Origin of the sequence: Leucobacter sp. CX87 (assembly GCF_018682295.1) — a bacterium.
GTDB lineage: Bacteria > Actinomycetota > Actinomycetes > Actinomycetales > Microbacteriaceae > Cx-87.
Genome location: NZ_JAFIRI010000004.1, coordinates 140,847 through 159,955, shown reverse-complemented (window position 1 = coordinate 159,955; position 19,109 = coordinate 140,847). Strand labels below are relative to the sequence as shown.

The 19,109-nt window shown below is 67.5% G+C and carries 20 protein-coding genes; 6 read left to right on the top strand and 14 right to left on the bottom strand.

Annotation, left to right across the window (positions count from 1 at the left end; translation table 11 throughout):
• Positions 1–200 precede the first annotated feature (200 nt).
• Together KOE53_RS06250 and KOE53_RS06245 are read left to right on the top strand one after the other, a co-directional pair.
• Positions 201–1,454 (top strand): MFS transporter, encoded by a 1,254-nt coding sequence (locus tag KOE53_RS06250; RefSeq protein WP_188057807.1) that lies wholly within the window; start codon positions 201–203, stop codon positions 1,452–1,454.
• Positions 1,447–1,821 carry an ArsR/SmtB family transcription factor gene (locus KOE53_RS06245; protein ID WP_188057806.1) on the top strand — a complete coding sequence of 125 codons (375 nt, stop codon included), beginning with the start codon at positions 1,447–1,449 and terminating at the stop codon, positions 1,819–1,821. The genes KOE53_RS06250 and KOE53_RS06245 overlap by 8 nt, the downstream gene beginning before the upstream one ends.
• Here KOE53_RS06245 and KOE53_RS06240 read toward each other — a convergent pair.
• The 4 genes from KOE53_RS06240 to KOE53_RS06225 are packed head-to-tail and all read right to left on the bottom strand — an operon-like array spanning position 1,818 to position 6,461.
• Positions 1,818–3,158: a dihydrolipoamide acetyltransferase family protein gene (locus KOE53_RS06240; protein WP_188045109.1), complete on the bottom strand. Its 1,341-nt coding sequence runs from the start codon at positions 3,156–3,158 to the stop codon at positions 1,818–1,820. The two genes, KOE53_RS06245 and KOE53_RS06240, sit on opposite strands and share 4 nt — an antisense overlap.
• A gap of 29 nt (positions 3,159–3,187) precedes the next feature.
• Complete coding sequence (locus KOE53_RS06235) at positions 3,188–4,195, bottom strand: alpha-ketoacid dehydrogenase subunit beta (protein WP_241095472.1); 1,008 nt, start codon at positions 4,193–4,195, stop codon at positions 3,188–3,190.
• Positions 4,192–5,349 carry a thiamine pyrophosphate-dependent enzyme gene (locus KOE53_RS06230; protein ID WP_188045250.1) on the bottom strand — a complete coding sequence of 386 codons (1,158 nt, stop codon included), beginning with the start codon at positions 5,347–5,349 and terminating at the stop codon, positions 4,192–4,194. The genes KOE53_RS06235 and KOE53_RS06230 overlap by 4 nt, the downstream gene beginning before the upstream one ends.
• A gap of 2 nt (positions 5,350–5,351) precedes the next feature.
• Positions 5,352–6,461: a histidinol-phosphate transaminase gene (locus KOE53_RS06225; protein ID WP_353055595.1), complete on the bottom strand. Its 1,110-nt coding sequence runs from the start codon at positions 6,459–6,461 to the stop codon at positions 5,352–5,354.
• Between the two features lie 100 nt (positions 6,462–6,561).
• Between KOE53_RS06225 and KOE53_RS06220 the strand changes: the two genes are divergently transcribed.
• The 3 genes from KOE53_RS06220 (at position 6,562) to purB (ending at position 8,981) form a co-directional block, all read left to right on the top strand.
• Positions 6,562–6,975, top strand: coding sequence for a phage holin family protein (locus KOE53_RS06220; protein ID WP_188045107.1), 414 nt, complete (start codon positions 6,562–6,564; stop codon positions 6,973–6,975).
• A 50-nt stretch (positions 6,976–7,025) separates the two neighbouring features.
• Complete coding sequence (locus KOE53_RS06215) at positions 7,026–7,466, top strand: hypothetical protein (RefSeq protein WP_188057804.1); 441 nt, start codon at positions 7,026–7,028, stop codon at positions 7,464–7,466.
• A 135-nt stretch (positions 7,467–7,601) separates the two neighbouring features.
• Complete coding sequence (purB, locus tag KOE53_RS06210; protein WP_188045105.1) at positions 7,602–8,981, top strand: adenylosuccinate lyase; 1,380 nt, start codon at positions 7,602–7,604, stop codon at positions 8,979–8,981.
• Between the two features lie 75 nt (positions 8,982–9,056).
• Here the strand turns inward: purB and KOE53_RS06205 are convergent, their stop codons facing one another.
• The 10 genes from KOE53_RS06205 to KOE53_RS06160 all read right to left on the bottom strand — a co-directional run bounded on the left by KOE53_RS06205 (position 9,057) and on the right by KOE53_RS06160 (position 16,743).
• Complete coding sequence (locus KOE53_RS06205; protein ID WP_188045104.1) at positions 9,057–9,362, bottom strand: ABC transporter ATP-binding protein; 306 nt, start codon at positions 9,360–9,362, stop codon at positions 9,057–9,059.
• A complete protein-coding gene (locus KOE53_RS06200; RefSeq protein ID WP_188057803.1) occupies positions 9,359–9,925 on the bottom strand; it encodes a hypothetical protein in 567 nt (188 codons plus the stop codon). The genes KOE53_RS06205 and KOE53_RS06200 overlap by 4 nt, the downstream gene beginning before the upstream one ends.
• 132 nt (positions 9,926–10,057) lie before the next feature.
• Positions 10,058–11,434 (bottom strand): replicative DNA helicase, encoded by a 1,377-nt coding sequence (gene dnaB / locus KOE53_RS06195; RefSeq protein WP_188045102.1) that lies wholly within the window; start codon positions 11,432–11,434, stop codon positions 10,058–10,060.
• Between the two features lie 411 nt (positions 11,435–11,845).
• Positions 11,846–12,295, bottom strand: a complete 450-nt coding sequence (gene rplI, locus KOE53_RS06190; RefSeq protein ID WP_188045101.1) for a 50S ribosomal protein L9 — start codon at positions 12,293–12,295, stop codon at positions 11,846–11,848.
• An 11-nt stretch (positions 12,296–12,306) separates the two neighbouring features.
• Positions 12,307–12,567: a 30S ribosomal protein S18 gene (rpsR, locus tag KOE53_RS06185; RefSeq protein WP_188045100.1), complete on the bottom strand. Its 261-nt coding sequence runs from the start codon at positions 12,565–12,567 to the stop codon at positions 12,307–12,309.
• 45 nt (positions 12,568–12,612) lie between these two features.
• Positions 12,613–13,140 (bottom strand): single-stranded DNA-binding protein, encoded by a 528-nt coding sequence (locus KOE53_RS06180; RefSeq protein ID WP_188057802.1) that lies wholly within the window; start codon positions 13,138–13,140, stop codon positions 12,613–12,615.
• Between the two features lie 3 nt (positions 13,141–13,143).
• The gene (gene rpsF / locus KOE53_RS06175; protein WP_188045098.1) at positions 13,144–13,509 is read right to left on the bottom strand and encodes a 30S ribosomal protein S6; all 366 of its coding nucleotides are present in this window, start codon (positions 13,507–13,509) and stop codon (positions 13,144–13,146) included.
• A 137-nt stretch (positions 13,510–13,646) separates the two neighbouring features.
• Positions 13,647–14,516: a hypothetical protein gene (locus KOE53_RS06170; protein ID WP_188057801.1), complete on the bottom strand. Its 870-nt coding sequence runs from the start codon at positions 14,514–14,516 to the stop codon at positions 13,647–13,649.
• Positions 14,516–15,304, bottom strand: a complete 789-nt coding sequence (locus KOE53_RS06165) for a PIG-L deacetylase family protein (RefSeq protein WP_188057800.1) — start codon at positions 15,302–15,304, stop codon at positions 14,516–14,518. Before KOE53_RS06165 ends, KOE53_RS06170 begins: the two co-directional genes overlap by 1 nt.
• Positions 15,301–16,743 (bottom strand): CCA tRNA nucleotidyltransferase, encoded by a 1,443-nt coding sequence (locus KOE53_RS06160; protein ID WP_188045095.1) that lies wholly within the window; start codon positions 16,741–16,743, stop codon positions 15,301–15,303. Before KOE53_RS06160 ends, KOE53_RS06165 begins: the two co-directional genes overlap by 4 nt.
• An 86-nt stretch (positions 16,744–16,829) precedes the next feature.
• Here KOE53_RS06160 and KOE53_RS06155 point away from each other — a divergent pair, with 86 nt between their 5' ends.
• Positions 16,830–19,025 (top strand): DUF6049 family protein, encoded by a 2,196-nt coding sequence (locus tag KOE53_RS06155; RefSeq protein WP_188057799.1) that lies wholly within the window; start codon positions 16,830–16,832, stop codon positions 19,023–19,025.
• The last annotated feature ends 84 nt before the right edge of the window (positions 19,026–19,109 follow it).

Here is a 19,109-nt window from a genome sequence, read left to right as displayed (position 1 = left end):
GCAGATTGTCAACAATCTACCGTTCTCGTTTCCGGAATGAGACACTTCCCACGGCACGCCCTGGTGCGAATTGTCACCAATAGACAATTTGCGCCCCACTTGCGACCTCCCGGCCCCAGTCACAGGACGGCAAGCTTCTGCGCGACCACCTTGGCCACCCATTACTTGCGTTATTGCGCAAATACTTGAATACTGTTCGCATGCTCTCCGCCCTCCGCAACCGCGTCTACCGCCGACTCCTCTCGGCCCACATCGTTGCCTTGCTCGGCACCGGCCTCGCAACGATCGCCATCGGCTTTCTCGCGGTTGACCTCGCCGGCGATCGGGCCGCCGCGGTGCTCGGCACGATCCTCGGCATCAAGATGGTCACCTACCTCGTGCTCGCCCCGCTAGCCCCAGCCATCGCGCGGCGCGTCGGGGCACGGCGGCTCATGATCACCACTGACATCGCGCGGGCGGCGGTCGCCTTTGCCCTGCCCTTCGTTGACGGCATCACCGTCGCTTACCTCCTGATCTTCGTCCTGCAGGCCGCCTCGGCGCTGTTCACTCCGACGTACCAGGCCGCGCTGCCGGCGGTGCTCACGAAGGAGAAGGAGTACACGGGCGCCCTGGCCCTCTCGCGACTCGCCTACGACCTCGAGGCGCTCATCTCGCCCAGCCTTGCCGGGTTGCTTCTGCTCGTCACGCACTCGTCAATGCTGTTTCTCGGCACCGGAATCGGCTTTATTGCCTCGGCGACACTCATCCTCTCCGTTGCGCTTCCCCGCGTCTCGGCCCTCGGTTCGGCGCAAGCGCGCGGTTCGGTCACCCGCGGCATCAAGCTCATGCTCTTCACCCCGGCGCTCCGCGCGACGCTCATGCTGCAGCTCTCTATCGCCGCGGTCGGCCCCGTCGTCCTGGTACTCACGATTCCCCTGGCGCGCGAGGTGCTCGGGGCGAGCGAATCCCAGGCTGCGGGCATCCTCGCGCCGTTCGGCCTCGGGTCCATCGTCGCCGCGGTCATCATGCCGACGCTGCTGCCCCGGATCGGGCTGCGCCGATTCATGCTGAGCGGGTGCGCCCTCCTCATCGCCCCGATCGCGCTGCTCTGGCCGATCTTGGCCGCGAATCTTCCCGACTCACAGACCATGGTGGTCATCGCCGCGCTCTGGTTCGTGGCAGGCCTCGGCTACTCAGCGACCCTCACCCCAATGGGCCGCGTCGTGCGCGAACACACCCGCGACCAAGACCTTCCCGAGGTCTTCGCTGGCCAGTTCTCGCTTTCCCACGGCTGGTGGATCATCACGTACCCGCTCGCCGGATGGGGCGCGAGCACGCTCGGGTACGGGCCGACCGCCCTTGGGCTCGTCGTGATTGCCCTCCTCAGCCTCGTCGCAGCACAGACCATGTGGCAGCGCCCAGCCTCGCATGGGGCACAATTGACGAACGACCAAGAGGAGGCGCGCCATGGGTAAGCCCAGTGCCAACGCACCCCTGCACCGCGCGAACGACGAAGAGCTCGAGCGGGCCGCCCAGATCTCTCAGCTACTCGCCGACCGCACTCGGCTCGGCATCCTCGAGCTCCTGCTCGTCGAGGGCGAACACTCCGTCGGTGAAATCGGCCACCGCCTCGAGCGCCCCATCCCCGCGGTCTCGCAGCATCTCGCGAAGCTCAAGACTGGCGGGCTGGTGCTGCCGCGGCGCGACGGGACCTCCATCCGGTACCGCATCGGCGGAGATCACGTCGCGCTCCTGGTCGAGAACTTGTTGCAGCACTCGGAGCACGTGCTCCATGCCACGCCGCCCCACCACCGCGAGCCCGCGGAAGCCGCTCCCGCCTAGTCCAGCAGCAGCGCCGGCTCCTCAAGCACCGAGGCGACGTCCGCCACGAAGCGGGAGATGACGTCGCCGTCGACCACGCGGTGGTCGAACGAGCCACCCACCGTCGTCACCATGCGCGGTCGCACTTCGCCGTCGACCACCCAGGGCTTCAGCTTGATCGTGCCCATCGCCATGATGGCGACCTCACCGGGGTTCAGGATCGGAGTGCCGAAGTCCATTCCGAACACGCCAATGTTCGTGATGGTGATCGTGCCCTCGGCCATCTCGGCCGGCTGGGTGCGACCGTCGCGGGCCGTGATGGTGAGCTGCTCGATCGCCTGGGCGAGCTCCAGCAGACTGAGCTCCTGCGCGTCCTTAATGTTCGGCACGATCAGCCCGCGCGGCGTCGCCGCGGCGATGCCGAGGTTCACGAAGTTGTGGCGAATGATCTCGGTCTCAGTAAAGGTGGAGTTCACCGCCGGGTTGCGGCGGATCGCCCACAGCATCGCCTTTGCGAAGATCAGCAGGGGCGAGACCTTGACCCCCGCGAAGTCGGTCGAAGCCTTGAGCCGCTTGACGAACTCCATCGTGCGGGTCGCGTCGACGTCGGTGAAGACCCCGACGTGCGGCGCCTCATTCGAGCTTGCCACCATCGCCTTCGCGATCTGCTTGCGCATGCCCTTCAGCGGGATGCGTTCCTCGCGCTGCGCCGACGGTTCGGGCGTCACAATGTTGCGGAAGACGCTCGCCTGCCCGGCCTGGCGCACTACGTCGTCGCGCAGGATCTCCCCGGCGATGCCCGACCCGGCGATCCGGGTGAGGTCGACGCCGAGGTCTTTCGCGAGCTTGCGGATTGGCGGCTTCGCGATCACCGGGTACGCGTCGGCGACCGGAATCACCGAGTGCGAGGGTGCCGATGTAGCGGCACCGTCCAGCAGCGGTTCGCCGCCCCGGCGGCGGCGGCTCTTCGCCGCGCCGCTGACGCCGTAGCCGACGAGCACCGCGCCCGGCTTCTCGTCGACCTCATGGGTCACACTGGCGGTCGCATCGACCACTGCATCGTGGGTGGCCGCCCCACTCGGGGTCGCGGCGGGCTCCGGCGCGGATCCTGCCGCAGCTTTCGCGCTCACGCGCAGGATCGGGTCGCCCACGGGCACCGTGACGCCCTCGGCGACCATCAGCTCGGTCACCGTGCCGGCGAACGGCGAGGGCAACTCGACGAGCGACTTGGCCGTCTCGATCTCGCACACGACCTGGTTCAACGTGATTTCATCACCGGGGGCAACGAGCCAGGTCACCAGCTCGGCCTCCGTGAGCCCCTCGCCAACGTCGGGGAGGCTGAACACCATCTCGGTCATGAGTGGCTCCTTCGAATTGTGGTTCACGGTTAGTAATGCATCGTACGGTCGACCGCTTCGAGCACGCGGTCGGCGTCTGGCAGGTACATCGTCTCGACCGCGGCGGGCGGGAACGGGGTGTCGTACCCCGAGACGCGCAGCACGGGGGCGTGCAGCGAGTAGAACGCGCGCTCGGCGACGGTCGCGGCGATCTCGCTGCCGACGCTCGCGGTGCCCGGGGCCTCCTGCGCGACAACCAGTCGGCCGGTCTTCCGCACCGAGGTAAGCAGCGGCTCATAGTCGATGGGGGAGATGCTGCGCAGATCGACGACCTCGACGCTCGTGCCCTCCGCCTGCGCGACCTCAGCGGCCTGCAGCAGCGTCGTGACCATCGCCCCGAAGCCGACCACGGTGACGTCGGTGCCGACGCGCGCGACGCGGGTGCGGTGCAGCTCGGCAGGCGGTTGACTGAGGTCGACCTGGCCCTTCTGCCAGTACTTCGCCTTGGGCTCGAAGAACAGCACGGGGTCGCGCGACTCGATCGCCTGCTGGATCATCCAGTAGGCGTCGTTCGCGGTCGACGGGCTGACGACGCGGAGGCCGGGAGTGTGCGCGAAGTACGCCTCGGGGCTCTCCTGGTGGTGCTCGATCGCGCCGATGTGCCCGCCGTAAGGCACCCGGATCACAACCGGGAAGTCCACCCGGCCGTCGTGGCGGCTGCGAATCTTCGCGAGCTGCGACGTGATCTGGTTGAAGGCCGGGAAGATAAAGCCGTCGAACTGGATCTCGCAGACGGCCGTGTAGCCGCGCATCGCGAGCCCGATCGCGCTGCCCACGATGCCGGACTCGGCGAGGGGCGTATCGAGCACGCGCGCCGAGCCAAACTCGGCCTGCAGGCCATCGGTGACGCGGAAGACGCCGCCGAGCGGCCCGATGTCCTCGCCCATCATGAGCACGCGGTCGTTCTTTTGCATCGCGGCGCGCAGGCCCGCCGTGATCGCCTTGGCGATCGGCATCGTTTGCAGGCCCGCGGGGGCCTGGGTGTTCAGTTCAGTCATGCGTCTGCCTCCGTAAACGAGGACTCGTAGCGCTCGAGCCACTCGCGCTGCTCGTCAATGCGCGGGTGCGGCTCGGCATAGACATGGGCGAACATCGAGTCCGCGTCAGGCTTCGGAAGATTCAGGATCTCGTCGCGGGACTGCTTCGCCTCGGCCTCGGCCCAGGCGTCGGTCTCGGTGAAGAACTCCTCGGGAACGCCCTGTGCGCGCAGGTAGGCGCCGAAGCGGGTGATGGGGTCGCGCCGCTCCCACGCCTCGCGTTCCGCGGTCTCGCGGTAGCGCGTGGGATCGTCGCTCGTGGTGTGCGCGCCGATCCGGTAGGTCAGCGCCTCGATGAAGGCGGGCCCGCCGCCGGTTCGCGCCTGATCGAGGAAGTGTCGGCCCACCGCGTACGCGGCGAGCGGGTCGTTGCCGTCGATCTGCACGGCGGGCATGCCGAACCCGATGGCGCGGCGATACAGCGGGGTGCGCGACTGGCGCTCGACGGGAACGGAGATCGCCCACTGGTTGTTCTGCACGACGAAGACCTCTGGCGTCTGATAGCTCGTCGCGAAAATCATCGCCTCGTTGGGGTCGCCCTGGCTCGAGGTGCCGTCGCCGTAAAAGACCATCGTGGCCTCGCCGGTCGCGGTGCCGGGCTCGCCGGCGTCCATCGAGGTGACCCCCGCGCGGCGCTTCGCGTCGAGCAGCTGCCCGAGCGCGTTGCCGGTCGCGTGCTGCGTCTGCGCGCCGAGCACGAGCGTGTAGAGGTGGAAGTTCCCGTTCTTCGGGTCCGTCACGTCCCAGCCGCCGTGCGTGAGCCCGCGGAACTGCGCGGCGATATCGACGAGGCGAACGCCGCGAATGCGCGCAATGGCGTGCTCGCGGTACGCGGGGAAGATGTGATCCTGCGGTTCGGTGGCCCGGCCGAGCCCGACCTGGCAGCCCTCCTGGCCCACGCTCGGCACCCACAGGCCCAGCTGTCCCTGGCGCTGCAGGTGCGTGCACTCGGTATCGAACGCGCGCGTGACCACCATGTCGCGGTACCACTCGCGCAGCTCCGCCTCGGTGACGTCCGCGAGCTGTGCGGCGAAATCCGCCGCCGACGCTGACGGGGCGTAATTCCCGTCGTCATCCAGGAACCGGATCGGCTCCGGGTCAATCCATTCGGTCAGCTTCACGCTTCCCCTCCCGTCCCGCGAGCAACAAACGCCGCGGTAATTCTCAACACTTCAGCGACGCTGTCGGCCTCGCCGACCGAGATGCGCACCCCGTGGCCCGGGAACGGGCGCACGAGGGTGCCCTCGGCGACGAACGCGTCGGCAAGCGCGACGGCGTCGTCGCCCAGCTCGATCCACACAAAGTTCGCCTGCGCGTCGGGGACGTCGTAGCCCTGCTCACGAAGGCCAGCGACGAGTGCGGAACGGCGCTCGACCAGCTCGGCGATCTGCGACTCGAGGGTTGCAAGCGCCTCGGGCGCCAGCGTCGCGAGCGCCGCGGCCTCAGCCTGCGCCGTGACGGCCAGCGGGACCGCCGTGGTGCGGGCGGCGTCGAGCACCCGGGGGTCGCCGACCGCGTAGCCGATGCGGAGGCCCGCGAGGCCGAAGGCTTTCGAGAACGTGCGCAGCACGACGAGGTTGGGGTGCAGCGCGAGCACGTCTTCACCGCGCACCGCCTGCGGGTCGGTGACGAACTCGCGGTATGCCTCGTCCAGAATCACGAGGGTGTCTGCGGGCACAAGGCCCATGAAGCGGTCAAACTCGTCGCGGTTGATCGCGGGGCCCGTCGGGTTGTTGGGCGAGCACAGGATCACCGCGCGGGTGCGCTCGGTGCACGCCTCCGCCATGGCGTCGAGGTCATGCCGCGCGCCAGGGGCGAGCGGTACCTTCACGCACTCGGCTCCGGACGCCAGGCCGAGGAAGGGGTAGCCCTCGAAGCTCGGCCACGCGTGTACGAAGCTCTCGCCGGGTCCGACGACCGCCTGCATCAGCTGATACAGGATCGCCACCGAGCCGGGCGCGAGGTGCACCGCCTGCTGGGAGGCGGCGCGATCGAGGCCGAAGCGCTCGCCGATCGCGGCGCGGAGCTCGGGCATCGCAGCGCCCGCGTAGCGGTTCATCCCGGTCTGGGCGACGAGCGCCGCCTCCACCGCCGGCAGCGGCGGGAACGGGTTCTCGTTGCTCGACAGCTTGAAGCCGGGGCGCGTCGGCGCAGCCCCCTGTCGGTAGGGGGGAACTGCCAGGATCTCGGAACGAATCCGGATGGGGGGCTCGGTCGTCGGGCTCACCTTGCCAGTGTACTGAGGCCGAATGTCCGAGCCGGGATACGCGCGCCACGCTCGCCGTCCCCCTCGCAAACTCTCGGTTTCACCTGCAAAACTTGTGGACATGAAGACCATCATTCGCATCCTGGTGTGCGCGTTCGCCCTCTGGCTCACGACCCTTATCGTGGGCGGCGGCGAGCCCCAACACTTCTGGGTCGAACCGATCAGCGAGGACAACTGGGGCAGGATCGGCACGTTCGTCCTCGTGGCGCTCCTGTTCGGCCTCGTGAACGGTTCACTCGGCCGCGTAGCCCGCTTCCTCACCTGGCCGCTGCGGGTCCTCACGCTTGGTCTCTTCGGTCTGCTCGTCAACGGCGCCCTGATCCTGGTGGTGGCGTGGGTCTCTGACCTCGCGGGCTTCGGGCTGCGCGTCGACGGGTTTTGGTGGGGCGTGCTGGGCGCGCTCGTGCTGTCCATCCTGACGGCCATCTTCAACGGGCTGCTCGGGACGACGAAATCAAAGATCCCCAAGGGCTAGCTCGGCTTCCTGCTGGCGTTGAACCGGAGTGTTCCGGAAGAATGGCCGGCATGAGCCATGCAACGGGAGTCCCCGCCGGTTGGTATCCGAATGCCCGGGGCGAGTTGCAGTGGTGGGACGGTGCCGCTTGGGGTCAGCTTGCCCCGCCGCCGCCCGCGCCACAGGTCGCAGCCAGCGCTCCGCGGGCGAAGTCCCGCACCTCGCCGTTCGTTTGGTGGTCGTTCGCGGCCTCTGCCCTCGGGATCGCGCTGGCCGTCGTCGGCGCATTCTCGGACGGGCTGGCATTCTTCGCCCTCATTCCAGCCTCGGTGGCGCTGGTGTTGGCAGTCATCGGGCTCGTGCAGTCCGCCCGCAAGTCCGCTGGTGTCTGGGCCCTGATCCTCGCGGTCCTCATCCTGCTCTCTCCCGTTCTCATCGTCATCGTGCTTGCGCTGATCTGGACCGGGTCTGGGGTGTTCTCGCAGCTCACTGGGGGACCGGTCATCGGTTAGTTTCGTCCCGTCCGCCACCTGTGGGGCGCCGGGTTGCGCCCTGGACCCAAGCCTTCGCGTCGTGGGGGAGAATAGAGGCGGACGCAACCTCTCTGCGCCACACATGAGTCCCCACCGAGCCTCGGAGATTTCGCAATGACCGTTTTGCCCCCGCAGCCCCTTAGCCCGCTCGATGGCCGCTACCGCAGCGCGGTGCTGCCACTCGGCGACTTCCTCTCAGAAGCCGGGCTCAACCGGGCTCGCGTGCACGTCGAGGTCGAGTGGCTCGCGTACCTGACCTCGCACTCGCTCCTGGGCTCGACCCCACTCACTGACGCCGAGCTTTCCGAGCTGCGCGCTTGGGCCGCCGGCTTCGGAGAGGCTGAGATCGAGAAGCTCGCCGAGATCGAGGCTGTCACGCAGCACGACGTGAAGGCCGTCGAGTACCTCGTCCGCGAGCAGCTCGAGCGCCAGGGCCTCTCGCGCATCGCCGAGCTCACGCACGTCTGCTGCACGAGCGAGGACATCAACAACCTCTCGTACGCGCTCACCATCAAGCAGGCGGTCGCCGAGGTCTGGCTGCCGAAGCTGCAGATCGTCATCGACGAGCTCGAGCGCCAGGCGGCGCAGTACCGCGAGCTGCCGATGATGGCCCGCACGCACGGCCAGCCCGCGACCCCGACCACCCTCGGCAAGGAACTCGCGGTGTTCGTGCACCGCCTGAATCGCCAGGTGGCGCAGATCGGCGAGATCGAGACGCTCGGCAAGTTCTCGGGCGCCACCGGCACGTTTGCCGCGCACCTCGCGGCCGACCCCGACGCCGACTGGCTCACGATCTCGCGTGAGTTCGTCGAGGGCCTCGGGCTCGACTGGAACCCGCTCACCACGCAGATCGAGTCGCACGACTGGCAGGCCGAGTTGTACTCGCGGATCGCGCACACCAACCGGATCCTGCACAACCTCGCGACGGACGTGTGGACCTACATCTCGATCGGCTACTTCCGCCAGATCCCCGTGGAGGGCGCGACCGGTTCGTCGACCATGCCGCACAAGGTCAACCCGATCCGCTTCGAAAACGCCGAGGCGAACCTCGAACTCTCGAACGCGATCCTCGAGTCCCTCGCGCAGACCCTGGTCACGAGCCGCCTGCAGCGCGATCTCACCGATTCGTCGGCACAGCGCAACATCGGCGTCGGCCTTGGCCACTCGGTGCTGGCGCTCGACAACATCAAGCGGGGGCTCGGCCAGATCGACGCTGCACCCGAGGTGCTCGCCGCGGACTTGAACGCGAACTGGGAGGTACTGGGCGAGGCGATCCAGACCGTGATTCGCGCCGAGGTCACCGCCGGACGCTCTACGATCACTGACCCCTACGCGGCGCTCAAGGATCTGACCCGCGGGCGCCGGATCGGCCAGGCCGACCTCATCGAGTTCGTGCAGGGCCTCGAGATTGGCGATGCCGCAAAGGCGCGCCTGCTCGCGCTCACCCCCGAGACCTACACGGGGGCGGCGGCGGAGCTGCTCGACCTGCTGTAAGCAGCGACTGACAGAAGAAACGGCCGGCAGGTTCCCACGAGCGTGGGGCCTGCCGGCCGTTTCTTGTCTGACTACTTAGTGGCCGTTCACGCCTGTGCCGGCCGAATCCGTGCCACCTGCATCGGTACCGAGGTCCTTGCGCGCCTCGACGTCCTGGGCGTTCGGCTTCATGCCGAGGCCAATCAGGGCGATCATCATCACCGAAATGATGAAGGCGGCGCCGCCGAAGATCAGCATGAGCTTCCAGTCGCGCGTCGCCATGAGCACGATCAGTGCGGTGAAGATCGCGAGGATTCCGGAGAATCCGAGCAGCTCGAGCGGCTTGAGCCGGTCGCGAGTTGACGGGGTGTTCGGAACGGGCTTGGGGGACGGTGCGCTCATGATCCTGCGGTTTCAGTGTCGAGGGGGTTCGCGCGAACCGGCGTGGCGCCGGCCGCGGGGGAGAAGTCAAAAGCGGCAATCGCCAGGTACACGCCAGCGAGGATGCCGTAGGCGCCGAGGAAGCCGATGACCGCGACCGGGTCGCCCCCTGCGAGCGTGAGCGCGATCGCGAGCAGTCCGGAGAGGACGCCCATCATGATCGATTCTCGGTGGCCCAAGCGCAGCCCGCGCCAGAGCTCAATCACGGCGCCGAGAGCGGCCCAGACCGTCACGATGAAGGCGAAGGTCGCGGCCCCGGAAGTGGCGAGCGTGGCGACGCCAGCAAGCAGGGCGATCGCGCCGAGCGCGAATACCCAGCGGTCTATCGCTTCAGCCGCGCGACGCGCACTGAAGAACTGCGCTGCCGCAAGCGCGACCAGTGCCGCGCACAGGACCACGAAGATGGACCGATTGAACGCGACGTCCTCGTGCAGGGGCGCGGTAAAGGTGACGGCGAAGCCGATCGCGGCGAGCAGCGCCGCGCGCAGGAGCAACGAGAGGTCGACACGACGGTGAGGTGCCACGGAGGATTCCCCGGATTTCCCGTCTCGCGCGAAAGACATGCTCACTTGTTCCCCTTCACAGTCTGGATTCAGTGTATCGCCCCGAGCTGGGCGGACCTGGGGGTCGCCGCACGCCGGCGGCGACCCGAGTTCCTACATCCCGCTCGGCATGTCCTGGAAGCGGGAGTAGTGACCCTGGAAGCTCACGGTGACGGTGCCGATCGGACCATTTCGCTGCTTGGCCAGAATGAAGTCGGCCTCGCCCGCACGCGGGTTGTCCTTCTCGTAGGAGTTCTCCCGGTGCAGCAGGATGACCATGTCGGCGTCTTGCTCGAGCGAGCCCGACTCACGCAGGTCGCTAATAGCGGGCATCTTGTCGGCTCGCTGCTCTGACGCACGGTTCAGCTGAGACAGCGCGACCACGGGGACCTCGAGCTCCTTCGAGAGCAGCTTGAGTGCCCGCGAGAACTCCGAGACCTCCTGCTGGCGACTCTCTGACTTCTTGCCGCTCGAGAGCAGCTGCAGGTAGTCGATGACGACCATCTTGAGATCGTGGCGCTGCTTGAGTCGCCGACACTTCGCGCGGATCTCGACGAGCGTGAGGTTCGGGCTGTCGTCGATGAACAGCGGCGCATCGTTCACGCGCGCGGTCGTCGCAGCGAGCTTCGCCCAGTCGCGCTGGTCGAGCGTGCCCTTACGCATGTGCTGCAGTGGAATGGACGCCTCGGCGGAGAGCAAGCGCATGGCGATCTCCGCGCGCCCCATCTCGAGCGAGAAGAACACGGCGGTGGCGCCGGCGCCCACGGCCGCGGAGCGGGCAATATCGAGTGCGAGCGTCGACTTACCCATCGCCGGTCGGGCCGCGATGATGATCATCTGACCCGGGCCGAAGCCGTTCGTCATCTGATCGAGCTCTTTGAAGCCGGTCGGCACGCCCAGCATGCCGCCCTCTTGCCCCTGCGCGCGTTCAATCTCGGTAACCGCCGCCTCGACCGCATCGACAAGCGGGACGTAGTCATCGGCCGTGTTCGCGCCGGTGACACCGAAGATCTCGGACTGCGCGACGTTCACCAGGTCGACCGCTTCGCCCTCGCCGGCGTAGCCCATCTGTACGATGCGGGTGCCCGCCTCAACGAGGCGCCGCAGGAGGGCCTTCTCAGCAACGATCTCTGCGTAGAAACCGGCGTTGGCGGCCGTGGGCACGATGCTGACGACGGTGTGGAGGTACTCGACACCGCCCGCGCGCTGGAGTTCACCGTTCTTGGTGAGCTGATCGGTGACGGTGATGACGTCAGTGGGTTCGCCCTGCGAGTAGAGCGACAGGATCGCCTCGTAGATGACCTCGTGCTTGGGCACGTAGAAGTCCACACCGCGCAACAGGCCGGTCACGTCGGCGGTGGCGTCCTTCGACAGCAGCATTCCACCGAGCACGCTCTGCTCGGCAAGCAGGTCATGCGGCGGCGTGCGCTCGTGGCCGCGGCTATAGCCTGCTTCTTCTGGCTCGGGAATACCGAGATGGGCGATCGACATCCCGTGTCCTCTCTTGCGTCCTGTGTGGCGCCGTGCGAGCGGCTCCGGCCAGGACAGCGGAGACCACCGACATTCACGTTAGGCGTGCGGTTCGTTCGGGGCAAATCACCCTGTGGATAACTCTGTGTACAAATCGAGGAAAACCATGGTGTGTTATCCACAGCATGGGCACAAACCTGGGGATAACCCAGAGCATATATTACATAAAGTGGTTTTGAACTGGGGTTTACAGTTTCCCCAGGTGTGGAATTGACCGAGTCTAGACTCCGGCTTGAAGCTTGGAGGTCTGCGGCGTCTGTGGACAAGTCTGGAATGCCAGCAGCTTTGTCAAGGATGAACTTTGCCGGGAAAAAGCCGAAGGGGGCGGTCAGTTCCGAAGAACCCACCGCCCCCTCTGGCGTACTGCGCGGACTAGCGCTGCGCGATAACCTGCAGCGTAACGGTCGCGTCGACACCCTCGTGGAGGTGAATCGTCGCGACGTACTCGCCGGTCGTCTTGATCACGGGAAGCGTGACCTTGCGCTTGTCGATCTGGCCAACGCCAGCGGCCTCGATCGCGTCGGCAACAGCTGCCGGCTTGATCGAACCGAAGAGGCGTCCGCCGGTGCCGGTCTTCGCAACGAGGCGGACCTTGCCAGCCTCGAGCTTCGACTTGAGCGCCTGAGCGTCTTCGACCGATGCGTGCGCGCGAGCCTCGCGTGCAGCGCGGATCTGTGCGACCTGAGCCTCGCCACCGCGAGTCCAGTGCATGCCGAAGCCCTGCGGTACGAGGTAGTTACGGGCGTAGCCGTTCTTGACCTCAACCACGTCGCCTGCGGATCCGAGGCCCTGGACCTCGTTCGTGAGAATTACCTTTGCCATGTCGTTACTCCCTACCGGCCCGAGCCAGCGTAGGGCAGCAGTGCCATCTCGCGGGCGTTCTTGACTGCCTTCGCGATGAGGCGCTGTTCCTGAACCGACACGCCAGTAATACGGCGTGCACGGATCTTCCCGCGCTCGGAAATGAACTTACGGAGCGTTGCGACATCCTTGTAATCGATGACGCCAACGGTGATGGACTTCGCGGGTGCGGTGACCTTCGCGTTCTTTCCGCGGCCCGGCTTGCGGGCTGCGCCGCTTGACTTGCCAGCCATGTTGTCTCTTTTCGTGTAGCTGTGCCCAGTGCGGGCAAAAAATCGTTAGAAGGGAGCCTCAGTGTCATCGAAGCTCGCGCCGGGGTTTGCCCAGCTATCGCTCGATGTCGTCGACTGCCCCCAGGGCTGCTGCTGCTGCTGCTGCTGCGCCGGAGCGGCCTGCGCCGCACCACCGCCGCCACCATTGAAGCCACCCACGGAGCCACGCGACTGCGCGCGCGTTACCTGAGCGGTGGCGTACCGGAGGCTGGGGCCGATTTCATCGACGTCCAGTTCGAACGACGTACGCCGTTCGCCCTCGCGGGTTTCGTAGGAGCGCTGGCGGAGGTTTCCCTTTGCAATAACGCGGGACCCCTTCGTCAACGAGCTCGCCACGTGCTCGGCGAACTCGCGCCACACGCTGCAGCGCAGGAAGAGCGCCTCGCCGTCCTTCCACTCGTTCGACTGCTTGTCGAACGTGCGGGGGGTACTTGCGATGGTGAACGAGGCCAAAGCCACGCCGCTATTCGTGAACTTCAGCTCGGGGTCGGCAGTAAGGTTGCCGACCACGGTGATCACGGTCTCGCCGGCCATGGACTACGCGCTCTGCTTCGCAGCCGCGCGAGCGGCCTTTGCAGCGTCACGCTCAGCCTGGGCAGCGCGCTGGGCGATGCCTTCGTCTGCGCGGAGCACCTTGGTGCGGAGCACTGCCTCGGAGAGACCCAGCTGGCGATCCAGCTCGTCGCTCGCGGCGGAAGTTGCGGTGAAGTCGACGACGACGTAAATGCCTTCGGACTTCTTGTTGATCTCGTACGCAAGACGGCGCTTGCCCCAGATGTCGACCTTGTCGATCGATCCACCTGCGTTAGTGATAACCCCAAGGAACTTATCCATGCTGGGGGCCACGGTGCGCTCATCAACTGCCGGATCGAGGATCACCATGAGTTCATACTGATGCGTCACTTACCCACCTCCTTCGGACTCAAAGGTCACAGGATCTCTGTGACAGGAGGGTATTTGCATCGTGTCCGCGCCATATGGGCACAGACAACCTCGTTAGCCTATCACCAATGCCGGGCGTTTCGCGCGGCCCCGGCAGACTAGTACTGCGTGACCGAGAAGTCTTCCAGCTGATCCATCAGCTCGGATTCTCCGGCTGGGCAATCTACCTGCGCGAGGAGAACGTTGTTGACCGGCAGAAACGCGCGAAGCAGGATGACGCGCTCTCGCGCCTCGCCGCTCGTCGTCGTGTACTGCGCTCTGAGCTGGGTCAGCTCCACCTGATCCGGTCCGAAGTCGAAGCGGGCATTCCAGCTGCCGTCAGGCCCAACCTCGGGGTCTACTGCCGAGTCCCATGGCAATCCGAGCCCGAGCGCGACGGGAATGCTGAGCTCGGTCGCCTCACGATCGGTAGCGGCCGTGGCGGCGTCTGGCACTCCGCTGCCCTGGAAGGTGTACATCTTGCAGCCGCTCTCGGCATGAGAGAGTTGGTTCACACCCTCGGTGTCCCAAATCTCGATCTGCCAGTCAGCGTCGTAGCCGATGCCCCAGAACGGGCCGGCGGCAAGCGGGACCTGCTGATCGAGCGAGAACACGGTGCCGCCCAGAACGTCGTCATCGTCGAAGTCGTCCGTCGGTGCGGGCGCCCCTTCAGTGGGCAGCGGCCCCGGATTCACCGCGTCGGTGAACTCGTTCACGATCCGGGGGATCAATACGGCCATCGCGACAATGAGCCCGATGAAGAGTGCCGCAAACAGGCCGATCACCACCCACGCCCAGGCGGGCAGACCGCGACGGGGTGGCTGGCCGGGAGGGACGGGGGCGCCGGCGTACTGCGGGGGTTGGCCGGGGGAGTGCGGCGGCGGGGCGGCGTACTGCGGCACGGGAGGAACCTGTTGGACGGGCGGACGCGGGGGAACCGGCTGCCCCGGAGCAGCCGGGAAGTGCGGGTCCGGTGGCAGCTGCGTCATCAGGATCTCCGTCCGTCGGGTGCCTCGAGTCTACGGAAGTACTCGAGCGGAGCAACCAGATCTTTCTGGCCGCCGACGTGCGTGATCACCTCACCCTCGAGGCTCAGCTGGGTCTGGTGAGCGCCGAGTGCCGCGACCTTCTGGTCCAGCCACGGCGAAACGTCGTAGGTGTGCACGGGGCTTGAGCCGATCTCGCCCGCGGGGCGAAGCGGGTCGACCACGATCTCCCAGAAGGGGACGTCGAGGCCGAAGGCCACCGCGCGGCCGGCGCGATGCGCAAACACGTGGTCGGGGTGGCCGTAGCCGCCCATTGCGTCGTAGCTCACGACGGCGTCGATGTCCCACGCGTCGGCGACCGCAACGAGGTCGGCGAGCGCCTCGCTCGCGGAGGCCCGGGTGAGCGCAGCCTCGTCGATGTCGGCCGCGGCAGTCGCCCGTCCGTCGGGCCCCCAAGACATGCCTGAGTCGAGGTACCGACGCGGGGGCAGCTGCGCGCTGCGGGCGGGCAGCTCGCCCAAGAACGCGTGTGAACGCACGCCCAACGCCGCGAGCGCCGCCGCGAGTTCGCCCGCGCGATGGTCTGCGAGCGGCTCGTCGAGCTCGGTGCCGGGGGAGAGCTCGCCCTGTTCGCCACGCGTCAGCGTGACGACGCCGGGGTCCCGACCCGCTGCGGAAAGCGCCGCGATAGTCCCGCCCGTGGCGAGTGACTCATCGTCGGGGTGCGCATGGACGAACAGGATCCGCTCCGCGCCGCCAAACCACTCAGCGATGTTCATTGCCTCATTCATCCCTGCTCCGCTCGACGCGCATTCCACCAGTCCCGCAGCCGGTCGGCTGCGGCTTCCTCACCAATCGGCCCCTCATCGAGACGCACTTCGAGGAGATAGCGGTAGGCCTCACCGACATCACGCCCCGGGCCGATCCCGAGCAGAGCCATGATCTGCTCGCCGTCGAGCTCGGGACGCACCGCCGCGAGCTCCTCCTCCTCGGCGAGCGTCACGATGCGCGCTTCGATGTCGTCGTACGCGAACTCCAAGCGTTCGGCCTTGCGACGGTTCCGGGTGGTGACGTCCGCCCGCGTGATGATGTGCAGCCGATCGAGCTCGGCACCCGCGTCACGAACGTAGCGTCGCACCGCCGAGTCGGTCCACTGCTGGTCGCTGTAGCCAAAGAACCGGAGGTGCAGCTCAATGAGGCGCGCGACCGAGGCGATCGTCTCATTGTCCAGGCGCAGCGCGCGCAGCCGCTTCCGCGCGAGCTTGGCGCCGACGAGATCGTGGTGGTGGAAGGTGACTCCACCCCGCTCGAACTTTCGCGTCGACGGCTTCCCGATGTCGTGCAGAAGCGCGGCGAGACGCAAGACGAGATCCGGGCCGGCGTCGGGGTCGGTGCGCCGCGCGATCTCAAGCCCAATCGCCTGTTCGAGCACGGTCAGGCTGTGCTCGTAGACGTCCTTGTGCCGGCCGTGGTCGTCCTGGGTCGCCCGCAACTCGCTGAGTTCGGGCAGGAAGCGGTCGGCAAGGCCGGTGTCTACCAGCAGCCGGATCCCTGCTGCCGGGCGATCGGTCGCGAGCAGTTTCAGGAGCTCGTCCCGGATCCGCTCGGCCGAGACGATCTCGAGCCGCGGCGCGAACTCCACCATCGCGTCCCGCACGTCGTCCTCGACCACAAAGCCGAGCTGCGCAGAGAAGCGCGCGGCGCGCAGCATGCGCAGCGGGTCATCCGTGAACGAGGATTCCGCGGAGCCCGGGGTCTTGATCCTGCCCGCAAGGAGATCGTCAACGCCACCCGAGACGTCGACCAGCTTGAGTGAGGGCAGCATCAGCGCGAGGGCGTTGATCGTAAAGTCGCGCCGCACGAGGTCGCCCTCGATGGTGTCGCCGAAGGTGACCTCAGGCTTGCGCGAGTCGTCGCGGTAGAGCTCAGCGCGATACGTGGTGACCTCGACGGTCTCACCGTGCACCCTGGCCGCGATCGTGCCAAATGCGCGGCCGACGTCCCACGTCTTCGCGGCGACGGTCTCGAGAATGGCTCGGGTCTCGTCTGGCCGGGCCGAAGTCGTGAAATCGAGATCGGACACACGGCGTCCCAGGAGGGCGTCGCGGACGGGGCCACCCACCAGCGCGAACTCGTGTCCTGCCGCGGCGAAGGCTTCGGCGAGTGCCTTGACCGGTCGGGACTCGGCGATTTCGCGCAGTGCGTCGAGGGATTCGGCGAGGGAGTGCATCCCTCAAGCGTAGTCGCGAAGCGGGAATGCGCGATCGTACCCGTGGCCGACAGCCCCTGCGCGGACACCACTCGTACACTGGGGGGATGCTCGAACGCGGCCCTCTCGGCACCCCCTCCGGTGCACCCGCTGCCAGGCGCGCCCGATCTCGCGTCGGCGCCGGGGTACTCGCCGTGGCGCTGGCCCTGGGCACCGTCGCATTCGGCACGTTCGCGCTCGGCAATGCGACCCCGCCCGCGGGCGCCGTTGGGCAGTCGGCGCAGCACACAGCGACCCGCGCCGCGGAGGTAGCGAAGACCCAGCCGTCCCCGGTCCTCACGCTCGCCCCTGTCCGCCCCGCGCTCCTCAGCAACGACGAGTCGGCCGAGTTTGAGCTGTGGCTCGAGAATCCGGGCGACACCGAGCTCGCCGCGTCTCGGGTCGAGCTCGCCCTCGACCCGATTCGAATCACCGGCGAGGCTGGGCTCGACGCGGAGTTCCCCATCGAGACTGCGCTCACGCTGCTCGAGGCGGAGACCCCGACCGTGCCCGCGGGGGAGGGGCGCCTCGTCAGCCTCGCGGTCCCGCGCGCAGAGTGGCCGCTGACCACGGCCTCCGACGCTGGCGTGTACCGCGTCTCTGCCCAGATCGTGCCCGATGCCGACAGCGACACACCGGAACTCTCCACCACCGCCCCTATCGTCTGGCGCGGCGCGGGCGGGCTCACCCGGGTGCAATTGACGACCATCGTGCCGATGATCCTTCCCGAGAGCATCCCGAGCCTGCCGCGACGCGGTCAGTTGGACGAACTCATGGGTCCCGGGTCGCAGCTCGACGAGCTCCTGAACACCGCGGAGCAGCGCGGCGCGACGCTTGCCATCGACCCACGTGTGGTGGCTGGCGTGCGCGTCTACGGCGAATCGGCCTCCGCCTCCGCACAGAGCTTTGTTGAGCGACTGGGTCTGACGAGCGCTTCGACCTTTGCCCTGCAATTTGCCGACGCTGATCCCTCCGCCCAGGCGGCGCTCGGGTTCTCGCGCATGCTCGCCCCTGAAGGCCTCTCCTTTGCGACCCGCTTTGGGACGTTCGCGGGGCAGGATCCTGCCGAAACTCCCGCCGAGCCGAGTCCGACTGACGGCCCCCCCGACGAACCGGCGCCGGACCCTGAGCCGATTGGCGTGCCCAGCCTCGCCGAGCTGACCACTGTTGCGACCACCTTGCCCGGCACTGCGTGGCCGGCGTCGGACAGTCTTACCCCCAAGGTGCTCGACCTCCTCGGGCGCAACGGCTACTCCCGGGTGATCGCTTCGGGCGAGAACGTCTCGGTCGCGGGCGGCGCGGCGCGCGGGACGCTGAACGGGGTCGAGTACCTCGTCTCGGACGCATCGCTCGACGCGGCTGCTCGCACGGCGCTGACCGCCGAGAACGAGACCGGTCACCGCTCGGGCGTCGCTCGCACGAGCGCGCTCCTGGTACTGCGTGCCCAGGCGGGCGACCCGGGCACCGTCGTCGCCCTCGATCGCGCCGCGACCCCGGAGTCGCCCTACGCGGTCGACTTGGTCAATACGCTGTCGGCGCTGCCGTGGGTCGAACCGGTCGCGCCGGGGGAGCTCCCTGAGGGCGCCGTCACGCTCACGCCCGCCGCCGAAGCAGCGTCTCCTGAACGAATCGCCGCCCTCGGCGAGGCTGTCGCCCGTGAACCACAGGTGCTCGACTATTCGCGGGTGCTCGTGGCGCCCGAGTACCTCATCGACCTGCAGCGCGTTCGCCTACTCCAGCTGTTCAGCGCCCGCTACACGACACCCGACGCCAACTTCGCGTCCGCGGCGCAGCGTGCCGCCGAACGCGACGCCGAGACACTGAACGGTGTGCGCGTCGTGACCTCGACCCACACGCAGCTGGTCGGGACCACGTCGCGCGTGCCGATCCAGGTGCGCAATACCCTGCCCTTCGACGCCCTCCTCGTCGCCGAGGTCGTCCCCACCAACGCCGCACTTGTCGTGACTGGCGAGGACCTGAAGCCCGCGCTCATTCCGAGCGAGAGCAGCACCAACATCCTGGTGCCGGTGCGCACCAGAGTCTCGTCCGGCGAGTCCGGTCTCGAGGTCGAACTGACGGCCGCCAGCGGCGGTGAGGTCGTCACGAGCGGCCTGCTCGCGATCTCCATCCGCAGCAGCTGGGAGACCGTGGCCCTGGGTTCGCTCGCCGTCCTCACCGCCGCTTTCTTCGGATTTGGCATCTGGCGCAGTATCCGGCGTCGCTCCCGTACGTCGGCTGAGGATCCGGGAATAGTCGAGCCGTAGGATGAGTTACACCCAACGGAGCCCCCAGTCGCCTGACGCGGGTCTTCGAACTCGCGCAGGCGCGCGACGCTTCACGAGGAGAAC

Bases quoted from the DNA above. Each gene is read 5' to 3' on its own strand.
- KOE53_RS06250 (WP_188057807.1), top strand. From the start codon at position 201: ATGCTCTCCGCCCTCCGCAACCGCGTCTACCGCCGACTCCTCTCGGCC.
- KOE53_RS06245 (WP_188057806.1), top strand. From the start codon at position 1,447: ATGGGTAAGCCCAGTGCCAACGCACCCCTGCACCGCGCGAACGACGAA.
- KOE53_RS06240 (WP_188045109.1), bottom strand. From the start codon at position 3,158: ATGACCGAGATGGTGTTCAGCCTCCCCGACGTTGGCGAGGGGCTCACG.
- KOE53_RS06235 (WP_241095472.1), bottom strand. From the start codon at position 4,195: ATGACTGAACTGAACACCCAGGCCCCCGCGGGCCTGCAAACGATGCCG.
- KOE53_RS06220 (WP_188045107.1), top strand. From the start codon at position 6,562: ATGAAGACCATCATTCGCATCCTGGTGTGCGCGTTCGCCCTCTGGCTC.
- KOE53_RS06215 (WP_188057804.1), top strand. From the start codon at position 7,026: ATGAGCCATGCAACGGGAGTCCCCGCCGGTTGGTATCCGAATGCCCGG.
- purB (WP_188045105.1), top strand. From the start codon at position 7,602: ATGACCGTTTTGCCCCCGCAGCCCCTTAGCCCGCTCGATGGCCGCTAC.
- KOE53_RS06205 (WP_188045104.1), bottom strand. From the start codon at position 9,362: ATGAGCGCACCGTCCCCCAAGCCCGTTCCGAACACCCCGTCAACTCGC.
- dnaB (WP_188045102.1), bottom strand. From the start codon at position 11,434: ATGTCGATCGCCCATCTCGGTATTCCCGAGCCAGAAGAAGCAGGCTAT.
- rplI (WP_188045101.1), bottom strand. From the start codon at position 12,295: ATGGCAAAGGTAATTCTCACGAACGAGGTCCAGGGCCTCGGATCCGCA.
- rpsR (WP_188045100.1), bottom strand. From the start codon at position 12,567: ATGGCTGGCAAGTCAAGCGGCGCAGCCCGCAAGCCGGGCCGCGGAAAG.
- KOE53_RS06180 (WP_188057802.1), bottom strand. From the start codon at position 13,140: ATGGCCGGCGAGACCGTGATCACCGTGGTCGGCAACCTTACTGCCGAC.
- KOE53_RS06170 (WP_188057801.1), bottom strand. From the start codon at position 14,516: ATGACGCAGCTGCCACCGGACCCGCACTTCCCGGCTGCTCCGGGGCAG.
- KOE53_RS06165 (WP_188057800.1), bottom strand. From the start codon at position 15,304: ATGAATGAGGCAATGAACATCGCTGAGTGGTTTGGCGGCGCGGAGCGG.
- KOE53_RS06160 (WP_188045095.1), bottom strand. From the start codon at position 16,743: ATGCACTCCCTCGCCGAATCCCTCGACGCACTGCGCGAAATCGCCGAG.
- KOE53_RS06155 (WP_188057799.1), top strand. From the start codon at position 16,830: ATGCTCGAACGCGGCCCTCTCGGCACCCCCTCCGGTGCACCCGCTGCC.